This is a genomic window from Candidatus Foliamicus sp., from assembly GCF_965221325.1.
Lineage (GTDB): Bacteria > Pseudomonadota > Gammaproteobacteria > Steroidobacterales > Foliamicaceae > Foliamicus.
On record NZ_OZ244880.1, the window covers coordinates 710,017 to 729,747 of the forward strand.

The 19,731-nt window shown below is 64.1% G+C and carries 14 protein-coding genes and 4 tRNA genes; 17 read left to right on the forward strand and 1 reads right to left on the reverse strand.

What is annotated here, in order from left to right:
• The first annotated feature begins 6 nt into the window (after window positions 1-6).
• From nhaB to ACWCOO_RS03320, 4 genes are all read left to right on the forward strand, one after another.
• Complete coding sequence (gene nhaB, locus ACWCOO_RS03305) at window positions 7-1,563, forward strand: sodium/proton antiporter NhaB (RefSeq protein WP_446831543.1); 1,557 nt, start codon at window positions 7-9, stop codon at window positions 1,561-1,563.
• A 42-nt stretch (window positions 1,564-1,605) separates the two neighbouring features.
• Window positions 1,606-3,126 carry a glucose-6-phosphate isomerase gene (gene pgi, locus ACWCOO_RS03310; protein ID WP_446831544.1) on the forward strand — a complete coding sequence of 507 codons (1,521 nt, stop codon included), beginning with the start codon at window positions 1,606-1,608 and terminating at the stop codon, window positions 3,124-3,126.
• Between the two features lie 89 nt (window positions 3,127-3,215).
• Complete coding sequence (locus tag ACWCOO_RS03315; protein WP_446831545.1) at window positions 3,216-4,253, forward strand: nucleotide sugar dehydrogenase; 1,038 nt, start codon at window positions 3,216-3,218, stop codon at window positions 4,251-4,253.
• Window positions 4,254-4,285: 32 nt separating this feature from the next.
• Window positions 4,286-5,644 (forward strand): phosphomannomutase, encoded by a 1,359-nt coding sequence (locus ACWCOO_RS03320; protein WP_446831546.1) that lies wholly within the window; start codon window positions 4,286-4,288, stop codon window positions 5,642-5,644.
• Between the two features lie 21 nt (window positions 5,645-5,665).
• Here ACWCOO_RS03320 and ACWCOO_RS03325 read toward each other — a convergent pair.
• A tRNA-Val gene (locus ACWCOO_RS03325) sits at window positions 5,666-5,740 on the reverse strand.
• Window positions 5,741-5,807: 67 nt separating this feature from the next.
• On the opposite strand from ACWCOO_RS03325, the gene gltX reads away from it, so the two are divergent.
• The 13 genes from gltX to ACWCOO_RS03390 all read left to right on the forward strand — a co-directional run bounded on the left by gltX (window position 5,808) and on the right by ACWCOO_RS03390 (window position 19,721).
• Entirely contained in the window at window positions 5,808-7,235 is a 1,428-nt protein-coding gene (gene gltX, locus ACWCOO_RS03330; protein ID WP_446831547.1) for a glutamate--tRNA ligase, read from the forward strand.
• Window positions 7,236-7,259: 24 nt separating this feature from the next.
• Window positions 7,260-7,931, forward strand: coding sequence for an alpha/beta hydrolase (locus ACWCOO_RS03335; RefSeq protein ID WP_446831548.1), 672 nt, complete (start codon window positions 7,260-7,262; stop codon window positions 7,929-7,931).
• Window positions 7,932-8,051: 120 nt separating this feature from the next.
• Complete coding sequence (locus ACWCOO_RS03340) at window positions 8,052-9,038, forward strand: hypothetical protein (RefSeq protein WP_446831549.1); 987 nt, start codon at window positions 8,052-8,054, stop codon at window positions 9,036-9,038.
• A gap of 77 nt (window positions 9,039-9,115) precedes the next feature.
• Entirely contained in the window at window positions 9,116-10,711 is a 1,596-nt protein-coding gene (locus ACWCOO_RS03345) for a sodium:solute symporter (RefSeq protein WP_446831550.1), read from the forward strand.
• Entirely contained in the window at window positions 10,708-13,410 is a 2,703-nt protein-coding gene (locus tag ACWCOO_RS03350) for a TonB-dependent receptor (RefSeq protein ID WP_446831551.1), read from the forward strand. Before ACWCOO_RS03345 ends, ACWCOO_RS03350 begins: the two co-directional genes overlap by 4 nt.
• Window positions 13,411-13,469: 59 nt before the next feature.
• A complete protein-coding gene (locus ACWCOO_RS03355; protein WP_446831552.1) occupies window positions 13,470-15,422 on the forward strand; it encodes a glycoside hydrolase family 3 protein in 1,953 nt (650 codons plus the stop codon).
• Window positions 15,423-15,480: 58 nt separating this feature from the next.
• Window positions 15,481-15,556, forward strand: a tRNA-Ala gene (locus ACWCOO_RS03360).
• Between the two features lie 10 nt (window positions 15,557-15,566).
• A tRNA-Glu gene (locus ACWCOO_RS03365) sits at window positions 15,567-15,641 on the forward strand.
• Window positions 15,642-15,678: 37 nt separating this feature from the next.
• The gene (locus ACWCOO_RS03370) at window positions 15,679-16,512 is read left to right on the forward strand and encodes an N-formylglutamate amidohydrolase (RefSeq protein ID WP_446831553.1); all 834 of its coding nucleotides are present in this window, start codon (window positions 15,679-15,681) and stop codon (window positions 16,510-16,512) included.
• Between the two features lie 106 nt (window positions 16,513-16,618).
• Window positions 16,619-17,107: a DNA starvation/stationary phase protection protein Dps gene (gene dps / locus ACWCOO_RS03375; protein WP_446831554.1), complete on the forward strand. Its 489-nt coding sequence runs from the start codon at window positions 16,619-16,621 to the stop codon at window positions 17,105-17,107.
• Window positions 17,108-17,245: 138 nt separating this feature from the next.
• On the forward strand, window positions 17,246-17,440 hold the full coding sequence (gene csrA, locus ACWCOO_RS03380; protein WP_446831555.1) for a carbon storage regulator CsrA: 195 nt from the start codon (window positions 17,246-17,248) through the stop codon (window positions 17,438-17,440).
• Between the two features lie 4 nt (window positions 17,441-17,444).
• Window positions 17,445-17,535: transfer RNA gene (locus ACWCOO_RS03385), tRNA-Ser, on the forward strand.
• 26 nt (window positions 17,536-17,561) lie between these two features.
• The gene (locus ACWCOO_RS03390) at window positions 17,562-19,721 is read left to right on the forward strand and encodes a molybdopterin cofactor-binding domain-containing protein (protein ID WP_446831556.1); all 2,160 of its coding nucleotides are present in this window, start codon (window positions 17,562-17,564) and stop codon (window positions 19,719-19,721) included.
• The last annotated feature ends 10 nt before the right edge of the window (window positions 19,722-19,731 follow it).

The window sequence follows — 19,731 nt, forward strand, 5'->3', positions numbered from 1 at the left end:
AGCTTCGTGGCGCAGTCTATTTCGTCCGCATTCGGCCAAAATTTCCTGGGTGCTTCGCCCCGTTGGTACAAGCAAACGATCATTGTTTTCCTGATCGTCAACCCGGTGCTCTGGTTCGGGTCTCAATGGTTGGGCATCCCCGGTGGCAAGTTCCTGACCGGCTGGCTGCTCGTGCTCGAGTTCATCTTCACGCTCGCAATGGCGCTACGCTGCTACCCCCTGCAGCCCGGCGGACTGCTGGCCATCGAAGCCGTGCTGATGGGCATGACATCTCCAGCCACGCTCTACACCAAGACGCTGGAGAACTTTCCGGTCATCCTCCTGCTGATCTTCATGGTGGCCGGCATCTTCTTCATGAAGGAGATGCTGCTCTACGTGTTTACCCGAATTCTTCTTGGTGTGCGGTCCAGAATGCTGCTTTCGCTGCTGTTTTCCGCGGTGGCTGCGGTGCTCTCGGCGTACCTGGACGCATTGACGGTTACCGCCGTGGTCATTACGGTGGCGATCGGGTTCTACCGGATATACCACGGAGTCGTGAGCGAACTGGAGGAAGGCAAGGCCGCGCCGGTGCTCACCGACGATTCCCGGATTGCGCAGGAAACGGTAGCTGAAGTCAGACAATTCCGATCGTTTCTGCGCGGCCTCATGATGCATGCCGCAGTCGGCACGGCGTTGGGCGGTGTCACGACGCTGGTGGGTGAGCCGCAGAATCTCCTGCTGGCCAAGGAAGCCGGCCGGGCCTTTGGGGAGGCAGGCTGGGATTTCGGGTATTTCTTCTTGAGGATGGCTCCCGTCACTCTGCCGGTTCTGGTAATGGGACTCTTGACCTGTCTGGCGCTGGAGTGGACCGGTTGGTTCGGCTACGGCACCAAGCTCAGTCCCAGGGTGCGTGGCTTGCTGGAAAGCTTCGACCGCGAGGCCGCCCAACGCCGCGGACCGGCCCAGAATGCAGCGCTTGTGGCGCAGGGCGCGGCCGCCGTCATTCTGATCGTGGCGCTGAGTTTGCATCAGTTACACCATACCGAGGTGGGATTGATCGGCCTGATGATCATCGTGCTGGCCACGGCTTTTTCCGGCGTCACCGAAGAGCATCGCCTGGGCAAGGCGTTTCAGGAGGCCTTACCGTTCACAGCGCTGCTCGTGGTGTTTTTCGGCATAGTGGCCGTAATCTACGACCAGAAGCTCTTCAAGCCGGTAACGGAGGTGATCTTCACGCTTTCGGGTACCGAACAGCTATCGGTAATGTACCTCGCCAACGGTTTGCTTTCGATCATCAGCGATAACGTGTTCGTGGCCACGGTGTATATCGGCGAGGTCAAGCAAGCACTTCTGGACGGCCTGCTGGATCGCGCGCAGTTCGAACTCATGGTGGTGGCCATCAACACCGGAACCAATATTCCCAGCGTAGGCACGCCCAACGGCCAGGCGGCCTTCCTGTTTCTACTCACCTCGGCGCTGGCGCCCGCCATCCGTCTCAGCTACGGCCGCATGGTGTGGATGGCGCTGCCGTACACGATTGTGATGACGATCACCGGCCTGCTCGCCATCATCTATCTGCTGTAACAGAGGACTGCGCAAATCGCCGCCCCCGAGGGTCCGCCTGCCGTGAGTCTGCCGGCCTGGCGTGCGCTCGAGGCCCACGCGGATAGCGCGCGCGCCTGGAAGCTCGCGGAGTTGGTGGATGGCGCCGGGCGCTTCGCTGAGTATTCGCTGTCCTGTGGCGAGAAGGGCTCAATAGAGCTGCTTCTGGATTTCAGCCGCCAAAGGGTCATTCATGAAACCATTCGGCTGTTGGTGGACTTGGCTCGCGCGCGCCACGTTGAGGCAAGGCGCGCGGCACTGTTCGATGGGGAAATTGTTAATCTGAGCGAGTCCCGCGCCGCGCTGCACCCCGATGCGCGGGCGCCCGAGCCGCAGGACCCGATTCTCGCCCACGAGCGCGAGCGCGTAAGCGCGTTTGCCGCCCGTTTTCGCAGCGGACAGTTGCAGGGCGCGCGCGACAAGCCGCTCACCCGGGTTGTGAATCTCGGCATCGGCGGTTCCGACCTCGGCGTTCGGCTACTCTGCTCGGCATTGGCTGAAACCGACGCGCCGCAGGTGGATTTCGTCTCGGAAATGGACGGCGTCGAGCTCGAACGAGCGCTGTCGGAGGCGGCGCCGGAAGAAACGCTGTTTGTGGTGTGCTCGAAGAGCTTCACCACCAAGGAAACGCTGGCCAACGCCTACGCCGCCCGGCATTGGCTGGTGTCGCGGCTGGGCGCTGAGGCGCCGGCGCGGCACTTCGCCGCGGTTTCCTCGAATGCCGACGCGATGAGCGGCTGGGGCATACGGCCCGCAATGCAGTTCAGAATTCCCGAGGCCATCGGCGGGCGCTATTCCCTATGGTCTTCGGCCGGGCTGAGCGCCTGGCTCGTATTGGGCCGCGCGAAAATGGCCGAATTTCTCGCCGGCGGGGCCGAGCTGGACCGGCATTTTCTCGCTGCGCCAGCGGAGCGCAACGTGCCGGTTCTGATGGCGATGTTCGCGTTATGGAATCAGGCGTTCCTGGGTTGTTCGGCCCACCTTGTGTTGGCTTACGACACGCGGCTCAAGCACTTGCCGGCCTATCTTCAGCAGTTGGAGCTGGAAAGCCTTGGCAAGAGCGCCGACGCGCAAGGGCGCCCGCTTGCAGGCGAAGGTGTGGCGGCGCTGCTGGGCGGCGCCGGCAGCAGCGCCCAGCATTCCATCATGCAGTGGGCGCAGCAAGGCCGCCGCGCGCTGACCGCCGACTTCATCGCCACGCGCGAGGCGCCAGGCGCTTATCCGAAGCTGCATGCCGAGTCCTTGCACCAGATGCTGGCGCAGGCCGAAGCCTTGGCGCGCGGTTTGCCGCGCCGCGCGAGCGCCGCCGATCCGCTGGCGGCGCACAAGGCGCTGCCCGGCGGGCGCTCGTCGAGCGTGTTGCTGCTCGACAGGCTGGATGCCAGGCGCCTGGGCGCTCTGATTGCGCTCTACGAGCACAAGGTGTTTGTGCAGGCAGTGCTGTTGGGCGTGAACCCATTCGATCAATGGGGCGTGGAACATGCCAAGCGCCTCGCAGCCGACGATAGCTCGCGGCCGCCGCTTGCCGCCCTGCTAAAGGCCTGAACCTTTCGCCCACAACAAGCGTTTCCTGCCAGTCCGCGAACAGGCGCCGCAACCTTGCCGTAACCGAGCGCGCCTAAAATGAAGCGTCCATGAAAATCACCGTTCACGGCTGTGGCTATGTGGGGCTGGTTACCGGTGCCTGTTTCGCCGAAACGGGCGTGAGCGTTGTGTGTTTCGACATCAATGCCGGCACTGTAGAGCAGCTCGCCGGGGGCGGTCTGCACATCAATGAGCCGGGACTTCAAGACCTGGTTCGTCGCAACCAAGCGGATGGCCGCCTGCGTTTCACATCGGACATAGGCGAAGCCGTGGAGCATGGAGATGCGCAGTTTATTGCCGTGAGCACTCCCCCGGGGGGTAACGGAGCGGCCGACCCGACACAGGTTTTTGCGGTGGCGGAATCGATCGCCGAGCACATGCCGGGCTACCGCCTGGTGGTTTGCAAGTCCACCATTCCCGTTGGCGCCTGCGCGGGAGTGGAAGAACGGATGCGCGCGCGACTGGCGGTACGCGGCGCGCAACACGATTTCGAGGTGGTGTCCAATCCCGAATTCCTGAAGGCGGGCGCCGCGGTTTCCGACTTCATGCATCCCGAGCGCATCATTCTGGGAACCGACAGCGAACGCGCCGTCGAATACTTGAGCGATCTTTACGCGCCGTTTGACCGGAATCGCGACCGCATTATGGTGCTGGACAGGGCGTCGGCAGAGCTGACCAAGTGTGCGGTCAGCGCCATGCTGGCCACGCGCATCGCAGAGGACGGCGGCGTGGGGCCCCATCCCGTGGGGCAAAAGGTGTCTCGGCCCTGGGGCAGTTTCGAAGGCCTGGGGCAGGGCGCGGGCTACCAGGTCAAACGTCTCAGGGTGCTGCCCGGACAGACCCTGTCGCTGCAGCGGCACCGACAGCGCGAAGAGCATTGGGTCGTGGTTGGCGGCGCGCCGGTGGCGGTGCGCGACGGCGAAGATCACCCATTGAAGATCGGCGATCACATCCTCATTCCGGTTGGCGCCGTCCACCGCATTCACAATCCGGGCAAACAGCCCGCCGAGGTGGTGGAGGTGCAGTTGGGCGATTACCTGGGCGAGGACGACATCGAGCGCCTCGAAGACATCTACGGCCGCGCCTGATGTGCGCCGCGGGCGTCACGCAGGAAAGCAATATGCGGCTTGACCCGCCGTTCAAGGCCTACGATGTGCGCGGGCGCGTGCCGGACGAATTCAACGCCGGACTTGCTTGCCGGATCGGCGCTGCCGTGGTGGAATTTACCGGCGCCAGGGAAGTCGTATTGGGCCGGGACGCACGCATTTCCAGCCCCGAGATGGCCGACGCCATTGCCGAAGGCGTGGCACGTGCCGGCGCCGATGTCGCCGATCTCGGCCTGTGCGGCACCGAACAGGTGTATTTCGCTACCGGGCGCCTAGGCTGCGGCGCGGGCGTAATGGTTACCGCCAGCCACAATCCCGCCAACTACAACGGGCTGAAGATCGTGCGCGAACAGGCCCGGCCGATCAGCAGCGATACAGGACTGGCCGATATCGCTCAGCTCGCGCAGCGCGATCCGCCCAAGGGTGTTCGTGGCCGCCGGCGCAGCGTTGACTTGCGTGACGCATGGCGGCGCAGCGTATTGCGCTTCGTGGAAGACATGCGCCTCAAGCCCCTCAAGCTGGTCGTCAATTCCGGAAACGGCGCGGCCGGGCCCAGTGTGGAGGCGCTGGCCGAACTTCTGCCGTTTGAAATCGTGCATCTGCAGCCAGAACCCGACGGGCGCTTCCCCAACGGGGTGCCCAATCCTCTGCTGGAACGCACGCGGACGGCTACCTCACAGGCGGTGCGGGTGCACGGCGCGGACTTCGGCGTGGCCTTCGATGGCGACTTCGACCGTTGCTGTTTCTTCGACGAGCGCGGCGAGTATGTCGATCCCTACTACACCGTGGGAATGTTCGCGGCCTTCCTGCTATCCACGCAGCCGGCCCGCGACCGGCGCGTAGTGCATGATCCCAAGCTGGTCTGGGACACCGTCGAGCAGGTGAGCGCAGCCGGCGGAGAGCCACTCCGCAACCGCGCCGGCCACGCTTTCGTAAAGCAGCGCATGCGCGAGGAGGATGCCGTCTATGGCGGCGAGAGCAGCGCACACCACTATTTCCGCGAATTCCTGTATTGCGACTCCGGAATGATCCCCTGGGTACTGATGGCCGGCATCCTCTGCGCGCAAGGCGGCGGCCTCGCCGAACACGCGGCTGAGCGCCGCGCCCGCTATCCGGTCAGCGGCGAAATCAACCTGCCCGTTGCCGCCGGAGCCTCCGCGCTGCTCAACCGCCTGGCATCGCGCTACGCGGGGCAGGGCGGCGCGGTGGACGAAATCGACGGCCTGTCGGTGGAGTTCCCCGACTGGCGATTCAACCTGAGGCCGTCGAACACCGAGCCGCTGCTGCGCCTGAACCTCGAAACCCGCGCCGACCCGCAACTCCTGTCCGAGAAAACCGCCGAACTCGAAGCCGCCGTGCAAGCAGTGGATTGAGGTCAGCGGAGGCGGAGGCCGTGGTGGGCGATGCTGGGATTGAACCAGCGACCTCTGCCGTGTGAAGGCAGCGCTCTCCCGCTGAGCTAATCGCCCGTGGGCAGTTATTATTGACCGCCGCCCGCGCAGGCCGCAAGTCGCGAAATTCCAAGACCCAATCCGCATGTCCGTTTGCACTCGTTTCGCTCCCAGCCCCACGGGAGTCTTGCACTTGGGAGGTTTGCGCACCGCGCTCTACAACTGGCTCTATGCGCGGCGCCACGGCGGCCGGTTTTTGCTGAGAATCGAGGATACGGATCGCCAGCGGTCCTCCGAAGCGCATACCAGGGGGCTCGTGGAGGCGCTGCACCGTTTCGGCCTGGAGCCGGATGACGAGCCGCTGCTGCAGTCGTCGCGCGCGGAGCGGCACCGCGAGGTTGCGCATGAGTTGCTGGAGCGCGGTGCGGCCTACCATTGCTACTGTACGCCCGAGGAGCTCGCGGTCATGCGCGAGGAGCAGCGCGCTCGCGGTGAAGACCCGCGCTATGACGGTCGTTGCCGGGAGCGCCGTGCGCCGCGCGCCGGCGTTGATCCGGTCTTGCGTTTTCTCCGCCCGGATGACGAAGAAGTGGTGGTGCGCGACTGGCTGCATGGCGAGGTGCGCTTCCGCAACGCGCAACTCGACGACCTGGTGCTGCTGCGCGCGGATGGTTTGCCCACCTTTCACCTGAGTTGCGTGAGCGACGACCAGGACATGGGCGTGCGCCAGGTTATTCGCGGCGACGACCATCTGAACAACACGCCGCGCCAGTTGCAACTGATCCAGGCGCTGGGCTGGACGCCGCCCGAGTATTGTCATCTGCCGCTGCTGCTGGCGCCGGACGGCAGAAAGCTGTCCAAGCGCGACGAGGCGACCGATGCGCTCGGCTACTTGCAGGAAGGATTTCTCTCGCCGGCGGTCTTGAATTACCTCGCGCGGCTCGGTTGGTCGCATGGAGACCGGGAGATTTTCTCGGTTACCGAACTGGTCGATTGCTTCGGACGCGAGGGGCTGGGCGCGTCGGCAGCGCGGCTGGATCCCGACAAGCTCCGGTGGATTAACCAGCAGCACATGAAGATGGCGCCCACCGAAAGCCTTTGCATGGGTCTTGCGGCACAACTTGAGAGTCTGGGCCTGAATCCTGAATCGGGCCCGCCGCTCGCGGCGGTGGCGGAAGCCTGGCGCGAGCGCGCCGAAACGCTGGCGGATATGGCCGCGGCGGCACGTTGGGCGTATGCGCGCGAGATCGAGCTGGACGACAAGGCGGCGCGTAAGTTCTTGCGCCCGGTGATGCGTGAGCCGCTGGCCGCGGCTCGGGACGCGCTGGCCGCGCTGGCGGACTGGACGGCAGAGGGCATCCACGCCTGTATTGCAAAGGTGGTGGATTCTTGCGGCATTTCCTTCGGGAAGTTGGGCCAGCCGCTGCGGGTGGCGGTTACTGGCGGCCCGGTTTCTCCGCCCATAGATGCGACGCTGTTCCTGGCCGGCCGCGCCGCGACGCTGGCACGTCTTGAGAAGGCGCTCGCCTACATCGACGCTCGGAACGCTGCGGCGGCGGATGCTTCCGGCTAATCGGGCCAAGGCGCGCAGCGGATCATGTTGGACTGCCTCGAAAGGGTAACGGGGCCCGACCCCGCGTATTCGGTGATCTGGCTGCACGGTCTGGGCGCGGACGCGACCGATTTCTGGCCCATCGTGCCGCAATTGGACTTGCCGCCCGCACCTGCCTGGCGGTTCGTGCTGCCCAACGCACCGGTGCGCAACGTTACGGTGAACGGTGGCATGCCCATGCGGGCTTGGTTCGACATCTATTCGCTCGAGCGCGTGCTGCCGGTGGACAGCGATGGCATCACCGCCAGTTGCGCGGCGCTTGAGGAGCTGATTGCTCGCGAGGAGCAGCGCGGCATTGCCCGTAATCGGGTCGTGCTGGCCGGTTTTTCGCAGGGCGGCACGATCGCAGCGCGCACCGCGCTGCTCGCCGAGCAACCGGTCGCCGGCGTGCTTGCGCTTTCCACCTACATCCCGGCAGCGGAACCCTTGCCTGCGGGCCCTGTGGCGCGCGGTCTTCCATGCTTCGTCGCGCATGGCCGCCACGACGAGGTGTTGCCGATTCGACTGGGCGCCGGGCTGCGGGACGAACTGTCGGCCGCCGGCTGTGCCGTTGTGTGGCGGCAGTACGAAATGGGGCACCAGGTGTGCGCCGAAGAGCTCGCCGACATTGCCGGTTTTCTGCGCGGCGTAGCCTCCGGACAGCCCGACGCGGTCTGAAACCAAACTGACTCATTTGCTTTCGGCAATACGGGTAACATACGCCGTTTCCATTTCCGCGGCGAGTATGGACTCGGCGGTCGGCGGACAATAGGGAGTCGCGGCGCGGACCTGCGCTGCATGGGGCTGGGTTTGGCGTTATCTCTCACCGAAATCTACATGGTGGCCGGTTTTCTGCTGGCGGCGTATGCGGTCGTGGCCAACGACTCCATACAAACGCTGGGCACTTTCCTGGCCTCGAATTCCCATCGCCCATGGTGGGCGCTATGGCTGTTCGCCGCCGGCATCCTTACGGCGGTTCTGGCCTACGGCTGGTTTTTCCACGACGGCGACGTGTCCTATGGCCGACTGACGAAGTTTCCCATTCCCGAAGGCGGCATCAGTTGGATTCATGCGATACCGCCGCTGGCGCTCCTGATTCTGACCCGCGTAGGCATCCCGGTAAGCACTACATTCCTGGTGCTCACGGTGTTCACCATCAGCAACCTGCAGGCCATGCTGGCGAAATCGCTGCTCGGCTACCTGGTGGCCTTTGTTGCGGCCATCGTGCTGTTTCGGCTGGTTTTTCGGCGCGCTACCGAGTATTTCCTCCGCACCAGTGGAGTGTCCATACCCCGCTATTGGGTCGTCTTGCAGTGGGCTTCGACGGCTTTTCTGTGGAGCCAGTGGCTGATCCAGGACCTGGCCAACATCTTCGTCTATCTGCCGCGGCAGCTATCCTTGTCGTGGCTGGCCTTCGGCGTGGTCGTACTGATCGCGATTCAGGCATACATCTTCTACACCTTCGGCGGCGTGATCCAGAAGATCGTGCTGTCCAAGACCGATACCACCGATATTCGCGCGGCCACGATTATCGATTTCATCTATGGCTTGGTGCTGCTTTTATTCAAGGAAATCAGCAATATCCCCATGAGCACCACCTGGGTGTTCCTGGGACTCCTGGCCGGCAGGGAATTCGCGCTATCGATGTACTTGGCGGACACCGACGTCAGACAAACCGTGCGCAAAGTGAGCATGGACGCGCTCAAGGCGCTTTCGGGCTTGATCGTCAGCATTGTTCTCGCTCTGGGACTCCCCTATATCCACCGCCTGTTGTTCGCCGGCTGAGCGAAAACGAAGGTTTCTGTTAGAGTCTGCCCTTGGGTAATTGAGGGGTAGGTCTCGTTTCCACGCTCGACTGGATTGTGGTAGGCGCGTACCTTGCGCTGATTCTCTGGGTCGCCTGGCTGGCCGGTCACCGGCGCCAGCAGGGGCGCGCGGATTTCTTCCTGGCCGGGCGCAATGTCGGCTGGTTCGTGGTGGGCGCATCAATCTTCGCCTCCAACATAGGGTCGGAACACCTCGTTGGGCTGGCCGGTTCCGCGGCCCAGGAGGGCGTTCCGGTGGCGCAATTCGAGATTCTGGCCGCCTTCGCGCTGCTGTTATTGGGCTGGCTTTTCGCCCCTTTCTACCTGCGCTCCGGGGTGTTCACCATGCCCGAGTTTCTCGAGAAGCGTTATTCCGCGGGCCCGCGCACCTATCTGGCGGCGATTTCCGTTGTCGGCTACGTGCTCACCAAGATCGCGGTTACGGTGGCTGCGGGCGGTATCGTATTCGAGGCGCTGATGGGGATTCCGTTTTGGTGGGGCGCCATCGCCATCGTAGCGCTTACAGGCATCTACACGGCCTGGGGCGGATTGCGCGCCGTTCTCTACACCGACATGGTGCAGATGTTCGTGTTGCTCGGCGGCGCCGTGGCCGTTACGTTCATCGGTTTCGGCGCGGTGGGCGGTTGGAGCGGACTGCAGGCGGCGGTGGAACCGCAAGCATTCAGCCTCTGGCGCAGCATGAACCACCCCGATTTCCCCTGGACCGGCATCCTGTTCGGCGCGCCCATCCTGGCGGTATGGTACTGGTGCACGGACCAGTTCATTGTGCAGAGGGTGCTGGCCGCCAACGGGCTCGGCCACGCCCGCAGGGGCGCCATCTTCGGCGCCTGGCTCAAACAGCTACCGCTGTTTCTTTTCGTGTTGCCCGGCGTGTTGGCGCTGGCCCTGAGCAACACGGGCGCGCTCGCGCTGGAGGATCCCGATCAGGCGTTGCCCGCCATGATCGCAGCGCTGCTGCCTTCCGGCCTCAAGGGCTTGGTCGCGGCCGGCTTGCTGGCGGCGCTGATGAGTTCCTTGTCTTCGGTATTCAACTCGGCTTCTACCATTTTCACCGTGGACTTGTATGGCCGTTTCGCCGCCGGCGCCAGCGAGGCCAGACTGCTCACGGTCGGTCGCCTGGCCACGGTCGGAATGCTGGTCCTGGCGATGCTCTGGATTCCGTTCATGGACCTGGTTTCCAGCGGTTTGTTTACCTATCTGCAAAGCGTACAGGCCTATATCGCGCCACCCATCGCGGCGGTGTTCCTGGTGGGCGTTCTGTGGCGGGGCGCCAATGCTGCGGGCGCCAAGTGGTCTTTGGCGGTCGGTGCGGTGCTGGGGCTGGGGCGCCTGCTGGTGGAAGTGGTAACCGCGGCCAACCGCGAAGCTTTCGAGGGCAGCCTCTGGCTTTGGATCGCCGAGGTCAACTTTCTGCACGTGGCGATCGCACTCTTTGTGGCATCCACGGCGGTTCTGGTGGCTGTGAGCTTGGCCACCGGAGGCGCAGCTTCTAAAATCACCCTGCGCCGCGGGGATATCATTGGGCAGCAAGGATGGCGGCGCGATTTGGCCTTGAGCGCGGGCGTGGTGTTGCTCGTGCTGGCTGTCTGGACAATTTTTTCGGGGTGGGTTCTTGGAGCCCAGGGAGCATGAACATGCGGGATTTCATTTTTTTTAGAAGCCTGTCGGCGGCGGCGCTAATCAGCTTTGCGAGTATTGCGGTTGGCCAGGAGAGCGGCGACGAGGACGCAGCGCTGATGGAGGAGATTGTTGTCACCGCCACCAAGCGCGCGACGCGGCTCATGGAAACGCCGCTGGCCGTATCGGCGCTTTCCCAGGAGGCGCTCGACCGCGAAGGCGTGGAAGACGTTACCGATTTGAGCGATCTGGTTCCGGGGCTGGAGGTAGGGCTATCACCGTCCGATTCCGGCGTGCAGGTGACCGTGCGCGGCATCACGTCCAACAACTTCACGGAGCTGGGCGATCCCAGTGTCGGCATTCACGTGGACGGCATGTATTCGCCGCGTCCGCAAAGCGGGTTGGCGCTCCTGCATGATGTGGAGCGGGTGGAAATCCTGCGCGGGCCGCAGGGTACGCTGTTCGGCCGCAACTCCACCTCCGGGACGATCAACATCATTTCGGCGCGGCCTGCCTTCGATGAGGTGAGCGGATATGTGAGCGCGGGCTACGGCCGTTTTTCGGCAGTCTCGCTGAACGGCGTCCTCAATCTGCCGGTTGCCGACAACCTGGCCTTTCGCGCAGCCGTAATGCTGGATCGTTCTGATTCATATATCGAGCAGGAGCCCGATTACTTCGACCTGGCCTGGGACACGGACGGGGATGGTTCGCTGGACGGCCCCTACGACGTGCGGCCCGACGGCATTCCAAATGTGGATCAACGGCGCAACGAGGAGGTCGATGAGTCAGACGCCTATTTCAATTCCGACCGCTGGGCCGGCCGGCTGTCAGCGCTGTGGACGCCCGGCGACACTCTGACCTGGCTTCTGAGTTACGAATACTACAGCGACAGGGGCGCGGGCACGCTCAGCTTGAAGGATTGCGAAAAGGCGGAAGGCACGTTCTTCGCCTGCGATCACGACATCTGGTACGCGCGCGTGAACGTTCCGGGCAAGCTCGATATGAGCATCAGCACCTTGCGCTCGGAACTGTTGTGGGACGTATCCGAGGAAATGGTGCTTGAGTTGCGCCTGGCCCAGTCTTCGCAGAAGCGCTTTCAGCAATACGACGGCGATGGCGGCGTTTACCCCGATCCGGAACATCCGGCTTATGGAATCAACCGCAACTGCTGCGGTGGGTGGTCGTCGCTGCTGATCCGCGATCCCGAGGCGATCATCAACGCCGGCTTTCAACCTTACGCAATTCAGCCTTGGGACGACCTGCAGCTCACCACCGACTACTCGGATTACGAGTCGCAAGTGGCGGAACTGCAATTGAAATCACTTAGCGACGCTCCCTTGCAGTGGATTGCCGGCCTGTTCTGGATGCAGGAAGATAACGCCATTCGCTTCGATGTCGAAAACCCCTTCTGTTGCGGATTCGTGCGCCCGCTGGCCCTGTCGTTCGTGCAGCCCGACCGCCAGATTCATTCCGATGCCGCGTTCTTGCAGTTCGATTACTCGGCCAGCGAGCGTCTGAATTTCACCGCCGGCTACCGCTATACACGCGACGAGAAGATCGACAACGGCGGCATGAACCACGAAACCATCGGCTACTGGACCAATCCTGCCTTGTATGGGCCGCCGGACGATTTCTGGTATGAGTCCTACACCTTCATCGGCGATCCCTACGGTTGGGGCATCACCAACTACACCGACTACTACCAGGCCGATGACTTGAACGAACTGCACGGCACGCGCAGCGAAGGTTTTCTGGAGCGCGTTCCAGGCACCGACAACACGCAGCAAGCCGAATGGAGCAAGTCCACATGGCGGGTCGGCGTGGACTACCTCTTGAGCGAAGACGTGTTCCTCTACGCCTATGCCGCAACCGGCTACCGGGCCGGCGGCTTCGGCGACAACGTGGACGTTACAGGCTGCGGCGACTTCACGACTTTCGATTTCGAGCCCGAAACCAATACCACCTACGAGTTCGGCTGGAAAAGCACTCACCTTGACGGCAGACTGAACCTGCTGGGGTCGGTGTTCTACAGCGATTACTCGGACATGCAGCGTACGCTGTGGGCGGTGGTGGGCAACCGCATTGATTGCGCCACCGGCGAGGAACTGGAGCAGACTGTAGGTACGCTGCTGACCCACAATCTCTCCGGCGCCGACATCAGAGGCATCGAGTTCGAATGGGACTGGCAGGCCTGGGAAGGCGGGCGCCTTTTCGGCTGGATCAACTACCTGGACGCCGAGATTTCCGACATGCCGGGCGCCGAGGACGGCTGGTATTGCTTCGAGCGCGCCTACCTGGGCTTGAGTCTCTGTCCGGCGCCCAATCCGGAGCAGGACAATCGGCGCACAACCAATTTCGAGGGTAACCGCCTGCCCTGGTCGCCCGAGTGGTCCACCTCGATATTCGTAGAGCACAGGTGGTATGTGGGCAACCTGATTCTGAGTCCCTACGTGTCGGCGCACTGGTCGTCGGAAATGTTCTTCAACGACAACAACTTCGACGAAGGCGCGTTTCATACCGGTCAGCCGGCCACGGCTACCTTCAATCTGGCGTTTCGGGTCATCAACGAAAGGGCGGCCTGGGGTGCGGAAGCGTATGTACGCAACGTGACCGACGAACTGGTGCGCGCCTGGATGGATGGCGGCCCGGGCTTCTTGCGCGCCAGCCTGTTCCCGCCGCGCACCTATGGTGTCCGGTTCCGCAAGGATTTCTGATCCAAACCCGGTGTCGGCGGCGCGCCGCATACGAGCCTGAGCGGCGGGTTGCTGTGCGCATGACCACGTTTGTCGCGCGCTGCGCTGGACTGGTTCTGCTGCTTGCTGCCGGCGCCGCCGCCGCCGACTTGAGCGAGTGGCGCATCCAGTCCAGCCCGTTTCCGGCCGCGGCCGAAGAGGAGGCGCGACTGGACGAAATAATGGCCGGCATGTCGCTGCGCGACAAGGTCGGACAGATCGTGATGGGCGAGATTCAGCATGTCTCGCCGGCGGACATCAAGCGCTACCGCCTGGGAGCGGTGCTCAACGGCGGCGGCTCATTTCCCGGCGGTAACAAGCATGCGTCGGTGGCGGACTGGCTGGCCTTGGCCGATGCCTACCACGAGGCTTCCGTCAGCCGCGATGACGGCCGCCCGGCGATTCCGATCATCTGGGGCACGGATGCCGTTCACGGGCACAACAATGTGTTCGGCGCCACGCTGTTTCCGCACAACATCGGACTCGGCGCCACCGAAAACGCCGACTTGCTGCGGCAGATCGGCACAGCTACCGCCAGAGAGGTGGCCGCAACGGGCATCTACTGGAACTTTGCGCCCACGCTTGCCGTCCCCCGCAATGATCGTTGGGGTCGGACCTACGAAGGCTATTCCGAGCATCCCGCGACAGTGGCGAGGCTGGGCGCTGCGTTGATAGAGGGTATGCAGGGCGCCGTGGGAGACGGCTTCATGGCGCCCGGCAAGGTGCTGGCAACGGCCAAGCACTTCCTCGGCGACGGCGGCACGCATAATGGCGAGGATCAGGGCGATGCGCAGGTCAGCGAGGCGGAACTGGTCCGCGTCCACGCGGCCGGCTACCGCACCGCGCTGAAACAGGGCGCGCTTACCGTAATGGCGTCGTTCAGTTCCTGGAATGGCGTGAAGATGCATGCCAACCGCTATCTGCTCCAGGGCGCGCTCAAGGGCGTGATGAACTTCGAGGGATTCGTGATCGGCGACTGGGATGCCCATGCGCAACTGCCGGGCTGTACATCGGAAAGCTGCCCCACGGCCCTTAATGCCGGCGTGGATATGTACATGGCGCCCGAACGGTGGAAGGCGTTACACCGGAACTTGTTGCGCCAGGTGCGTGATCGCGAGATACCGCCCTCACGTCTTGATGACGCCGTGCGTCGCATTCTGCGCGTGAAGCTGCGTGCCGGGTTGCTGGACGCGCCGCCGCCCTCGCAGCGCGTCGTCGCTGACGCCGGCGATATGCAATCCGCTCCGGAACGCGCCGCCTGGGTGGGCCATCCGCGGCACCGCGCGCTGGCGCGTCAGGCCGTGCGGGAATCGCTGGTGCTGCTGAAGAACGCCGGCGGCGTGTTACCCCTCGCACCGGGAAGCCGTGTGCTGGTGGCCGGACATGCAGCATCGCATATTCCTAATCAGTTGGGCGGATGGTCGATGACCTGGCAGGGAGACAATACCTCCAACACCGATTTTCCGAATGCAACCAGCATCGTTGATGGTGTGCGCGACGCCGTGCAGGGCGCCGGAGGTTCCGTGGACTACCGGCAATTCGCCGAGGTTTTAGCCGCAGAGCAGGCCAGCCCGCCTGCGGATGCGGCGCTGCTGGTCTATGGCGAGCGCCCTTATGCCGAGTTCGAGGGGGACGTCGAGACGCTGGAGTTCAGCCCCGGCGACAAGGCCCACTTGCAGGCCGCGCGGCGTCTCAAGGCAGCGGGAATTCCCGTGATCAGCGTGCTGCTTACCGGTAGGCCGCTGGCCGTGCCCGACGAACTGGAGGCGTCCGATGCGTTTGTGGTCGCCTGGCTTCCCGGCAGCGAGGGTGGGGGGCTGGCGGACGTTCTTTTTACTGATGCCGATGGCCAGGTCCGCTTCGATTTTTCCGGGCGGCTTTCGTTTTCCTGGCCGGCGAAGGCTGACCAGACTACTGTCAATCGCGGAGACAAGCCGTACGAGCCGGCGTTTCCCTGGGGATTCGGCCTCGACTACGCTTCCGAGGGCTCCTGAGACGGCCCCGGAAGTAGCGCGGCAGGCGGCGAAGCGCTACAATCCGGCATCCTGCGACGGGGCCATAGCTCAGCCGGGAGAGCGCTTGCATGGCATGCAAGAGGTCGGCGGTTCGATCCCGCCTGGCTCCACCAGAACCCCGGCGTCCCCATCGTCTAGTGGTTAGGACACCGGCCTTTCACGCCGGCAACAGGGGTTCGAATCCCCTTGGGGACGCCAAATCTATGCGGCGGAGTTTCGAGTTGAACGCACAGTGATGACCGTTGATCGGGGGGCGCCATCTTCCGCCGGCGCCCGGGAGCCGCGATTCGCCTCCCTGTTGAGCTCAGGTGAACCACCTCCATACGACGTGCTGCGCGGCGACGCCTCTGCCCCCCAACTCGTAATTTGCGACCACGCAAGCTCCAGGATTCCAGAGGCTCTCGCCCACCTCGGACTGGACCGTGAACACCGCCAAAGCCATATTGCCGTGGACATTGGCGCCGGCGACCTGGCGCGCGCCCTCGGCGCCCGCCTGAACGCCACCACGGTGCTTTGCAATTACTCGCGGCTGGTGGTCGACTGCAACCGCGCAACCACTGACGCCTCGATCTTCCTCGACCTCAGCGGCGGCATTCCGGTGCCGGGCAACATGCGGATCAGCGCGGCGGATCGGGAGCAGCGGCTGGCGGCCATCTACCGCCCCTATCACGCGGCGATCCAGGGGCAGCAGGAACGCTTGCGCCGCGTTACCGAGGCGCCCGTGCTGATTTCGATTCATAGCTTTACGCGGTTTCTTGAAGGCGAGGACCGGCGTTGGGATTGTGGCGTGCTATGGGATCTCGACGCCCGCATCGCCCGCCCTCTACTTGATGGCTTGCGCGCCGACGGCGAACTGCTCGTGGGCGACAATCTGCCTTATTCCGGCAGGCACAAGGAAGACTTTTCCGTCGATCATCACGCCGAGGAACGCCGCTTTCCCTACGCGGCCGTGGAAGTGCGCCAGGACCTGCTCGAAACCGCCGCCGCAGTCGAGCAGATGGCCGACCGCCTGTACCGCGTACTACGCCCCATCCTGGACAACCCGCAACTCTACGCCCTGCGCCCCTGATTCCACCCGCCTGCTGCGGAGGGCGGATGGAAAAATGGCCGGCGGCTGGGCGATAATTGCGACGGTGTTAATGGCTTGAAGCAGATAAGCGAACAAGGAGCAGCTAATGACAGTGGAACTACACTCCAGCAAGATCGATTTGGAAGAAGCGACGCGGCGGCGCATGGTGAAAGTGCTCAATGCGCGTTTGGCGGACGCGGTAAATCTCGCCACCCAGATGAAGCAGGCCCATTGGAACGTGAAGGGGCCTTCGTTCATTGCGCTGCATGAACTGTTCGACACAATCCACGCCGACACCCTGACGCAGGTGGACGAGCTTGCCGAGCGCATCACCACGCTTGGCGGAACCGCCTTGGGTACGGTGGCCGTGGCCGCGTCCGAGTCCGGGCTGCCGGACTACCCGCTGGATATTTTTTCCGGGGCCGATCATGTCGAGTCGGTGAGCGCGGCGCTGGCTGCATTCGGCGCCGGAATTCGCACCGCCATAGCCGAGGCGGGCGACGCAGGCGATGCAGACACCGAAGACCTGTTCGTGGAGATTTCGCGGGCCGTGGACAAGAACCTCTGGCTGGTAGAGGCGCACGCGCAAGCCTGATCAAGCCTGTTGCAGTGCGAGCGGCAAGGCCGCGGGATTTGTGGCGCGCCTGGCCAATCCGCGTTATGATTTCCTTTACAACAAACAGGGCGGGCTGGAGCCGCTAGGCCCGGCCGAGCGTCCAGGGAGGCTTTCGGAATGCTGATTCTTACCCGCAGGTCGGGAGAGGCCGTGATAGTAGGCGACAACGTGCGCATTGCTGTGCTGGATATTCGCGGCAACCAGGTGCGGTTGGGCGTCGAGGCGCCGCGCGAGGTGACCGTGCATCGCGAAGAGGTGTATCGGCGCATTGCCGAAGAGCAAGGAAACCCGCCCGAGGACGAGGACCAATAGGGCCGGAGAGGTGGCTGAGCGGACGAAAGCGCTCCCCTGCTAAGGGAGTAAGGGTTAGAAGCCCTTCGTGGGTTCGAATCCCACCCTCTCCGCCAAACCCGCTCGGGGCGGAGGTGTTCGCATGAAAGTTCTGCGTGAAGCCAGGCTGAGCCGCCGCGCTTTTGTCGCGGCCAGTGGTTCGCTGGCGCTGGCCGTCTATCTGCCCCGCGGCCGGGGCAGCGAAACCGAGGGTTTCCGGCCCAGCGTCTGGATCGAAATTACGCCCACGGGCGATGTGTTATTCACCAGCGACCGCACCGACATGGGGCAGGGCAGTCCCGCGGCGCTGGCGCGCATTGTCGCCGACGAACTCGAAGTGCCCTGGGAGCGCGTAAGACTGACGCGCATGCCGGACAATCCCGCTGCATGGCCGCGGCCCATGGGCACCGGCGGCAGTACTGCGGTCCGCGAGTCGTTCGACTTGCTGCGCGAGGCTGCAGCCACGGCTCGCGAGATGTTGCGCACTGCGGCCGCCGACGAATGGGGCGTGGACGCCGCCGAATGCGTCTGCGCAGCAGGCGCGGTGACGCACACGCCCACGCAAGCTCGGCTGAGCTATGGAGCGCTGGCCGCGGCCGCCGCTGAACTCGAGCCGCCGGTGAACCCACCGCTGAAAGATCCGTCGAAATTCGCCCTTATCGGCAAGCCGTATCCAAGACCTGATATTCCGGGCAAAGTTCTGGGCACGGAGCGTTACGCTATTGATGTGCGGTTGCCTGGACAGCGCACGGCGGTGATCGCGCGCTCGCCCTGGCCGGGCAGTGTAGCCATGCGCCCGGTCTATGACGCCCAGGCGGCGCTCAATCTTGCCGGCGTGATGGATGTGTTCGAAATCCCGGGCGATGCGCAACGGCCACCCGGCGTCGTGGTGCTGGCAAGCGAATTCTGGGCGGCGCTGCAGGGCCGCGACGCGCTCGCGGTGGAATGGGTGGCGAACGAGGCAGATTCGCCTGAATCATTGAATCCAGCCATCGACTTCCGGCGCCGGCTGGTGAATGGCTTGTCCGAAAGCGGACCGCCCGCCCGCAGCGAGGGCGATGCAAGCGCGGTCCTCGACCAGGCGCAAGCGTCGGTGCGCCGCCACACGGCGCAGTATGAAGTTCCTTTCCTGCACCACGCGACCATGGAACCGATGAATTGCACGGCCGACGTGCGCGCCAATCGATGCGAGATATGGGCCCCCACCCAGGTACAGTCCCGGTCGCAACAGGTCGCCGCCCGACTGACGGGCTTGCCGGTGGAAGCCGTGCGCATTCATACCCCGACGCTGGGCGGCGGTTTCGGGCGCCGCCTCGAAACCGACTACGTGGCCGAGGCAGTTTTGGCGTCACGCCATGCCGGTCGCCCGGTCAAGGTGGTCTGGACGCGGGAAGACGATATGCAGCACGGTTATTTTCGTCCGGCTGCAATTACCCGCATGGATGCGGCGCTGGACGAGTCCGGCGCGCTGCTGGCATGGCGCCAGCACATCTCGGCGCCGTCCATTCTGCGGCAGATGCGCGGCGTGACGCTCGATCAGGATCCGGCCGCGCTGCAAGGTGCGATCGACTTTCCCTACCAGGCGCCGAACGTCGATATCCGCTACGCTGCGCCCGAGTCGCCGGTCAACTTGGGTTTCTGGCGTTCCGTGGCGCATTCGTACACCTGCTTCTTTGTCGAGACCTTCGCCGACGAACTGGCTTACGCGGCCGGCCGCGACCCCTATGCTTTTCGCCTGTCGCTGTTGCCGGCGCAGTCGCGCATGACCGCGGTCCTGACCAAGGCGGCACAGGAGGCCGGCTGGGGCGCGCCCTTGCCGCCCGGCAGCGGCCTCGGGATTGCCTGCTCGATGTGCTTTGGCAGCTTCGTGGCTCAAGTGGCCCGCGTATCGCTAAGCGCAGGCGGGCTGCGTGTGGAGCGCATTGACTGCGCGGCGGATTGCGGGCTGGCGGTGGATCCGGCCACGGCGCGGGCGCAAATCAGCGGCGCCGTAGTATATGGTCTTGCCGCGGCGCTGCACGGAAATGTGCGGCTCGGGCCGGAAGGGCCGATCGAACGAAATTTCGACAGCTACCGAATGCCGACCATGCACGACACCCCCGAAATTCGCGTCCACCTCATCAACAGCGGCGAATCACTGGGCGGGATTGGCGAAATCGGCGTTCCGCCCGTGGCCGCGGCGGTTGGGAATGCAGTCTTCTCTGCGCTGGGCAGGCGCTTGCGCAAACTGCCGTTCGACCTGCCGGCGCTGGGCGCGGTCTAACCGCAAGCCG

Coding starts and splice junctions, on each gene's coding strand:
- ACWCOO_RS03315 (WP_446831545.1), top strand. CDS start 3,216: ATGAAAATCACCGTTCACGGCTGTGGCTATGTGGGGCTGGTTACCGGT.
- ACWCOO_RS03320 (WP_446831546.1), top strand. CDS start 4,286: ATGCGGCTTGACCCGCCGTTCAAGGCCTACGATGTGCGCGGGCGCGTG.
- gltX (WP_446831547.1), top strand. CDS start 5,808: ATGTCCGTTTGCACTCGTTTCGCTCCCAGCCCCACGGGAGTCTTGCAC.
- ACWCOO_RS03335 (WP_446831548.1), top strand. CDS start 7,260: ATGTTGGACTGCCTCGAAAGGGTAACGGGGCCCGACCCCGCGTATTCG.
- ACWCOO_RS03340 (WP_446831549.1), top strand. CDS start 8,052: ATGGGGCTGGGTTTGGCGTTATCTCTCACCGAAATCTACATGGTGGCC.
- ACWCOO_RS03350 (WP_446831551.1), top strand. CDS start 10,708: ATGAACATGCGGGATTTCATTTTTTTTAGAAGCCTGTCGGCGGCGGCG.
- ACWCOO_RS03355 (WP_446831552.1), top strand. CDS start 13,470: ATGACCACGTTTGTCGCGCGCTGCGCTGGACTGGTTCTGCTGCTTGCT.
- ACWCOO_RS03370 (WP_446831553.1), top strand. CDS start 15,679: ATGACCGTTGATCGGGGGGCGCCATCTTCCGCCGGCGCCCGGGAGCCG.
- dps (WP_446831554.1), top strand. CDS start 16,619: ATGACAGTGGAACTACACTCCAGCAAGATCGATTTGGAAGAAGCGACG.
- csrA (WP_446831555.1), top strand. CDS start 17,246: ATGCTGATTCTTACCCGCAGGTCGGGAGAGGCCGTGATAGTAGGCGAC.
- ACWCOO_RS03390 (WP_446831556.1), top strand. CDS start 17,562: ATGAAAGTTCTGCGTGAAGCCAGGCTGAGCCGCCGCGCTTTTGTCGCG.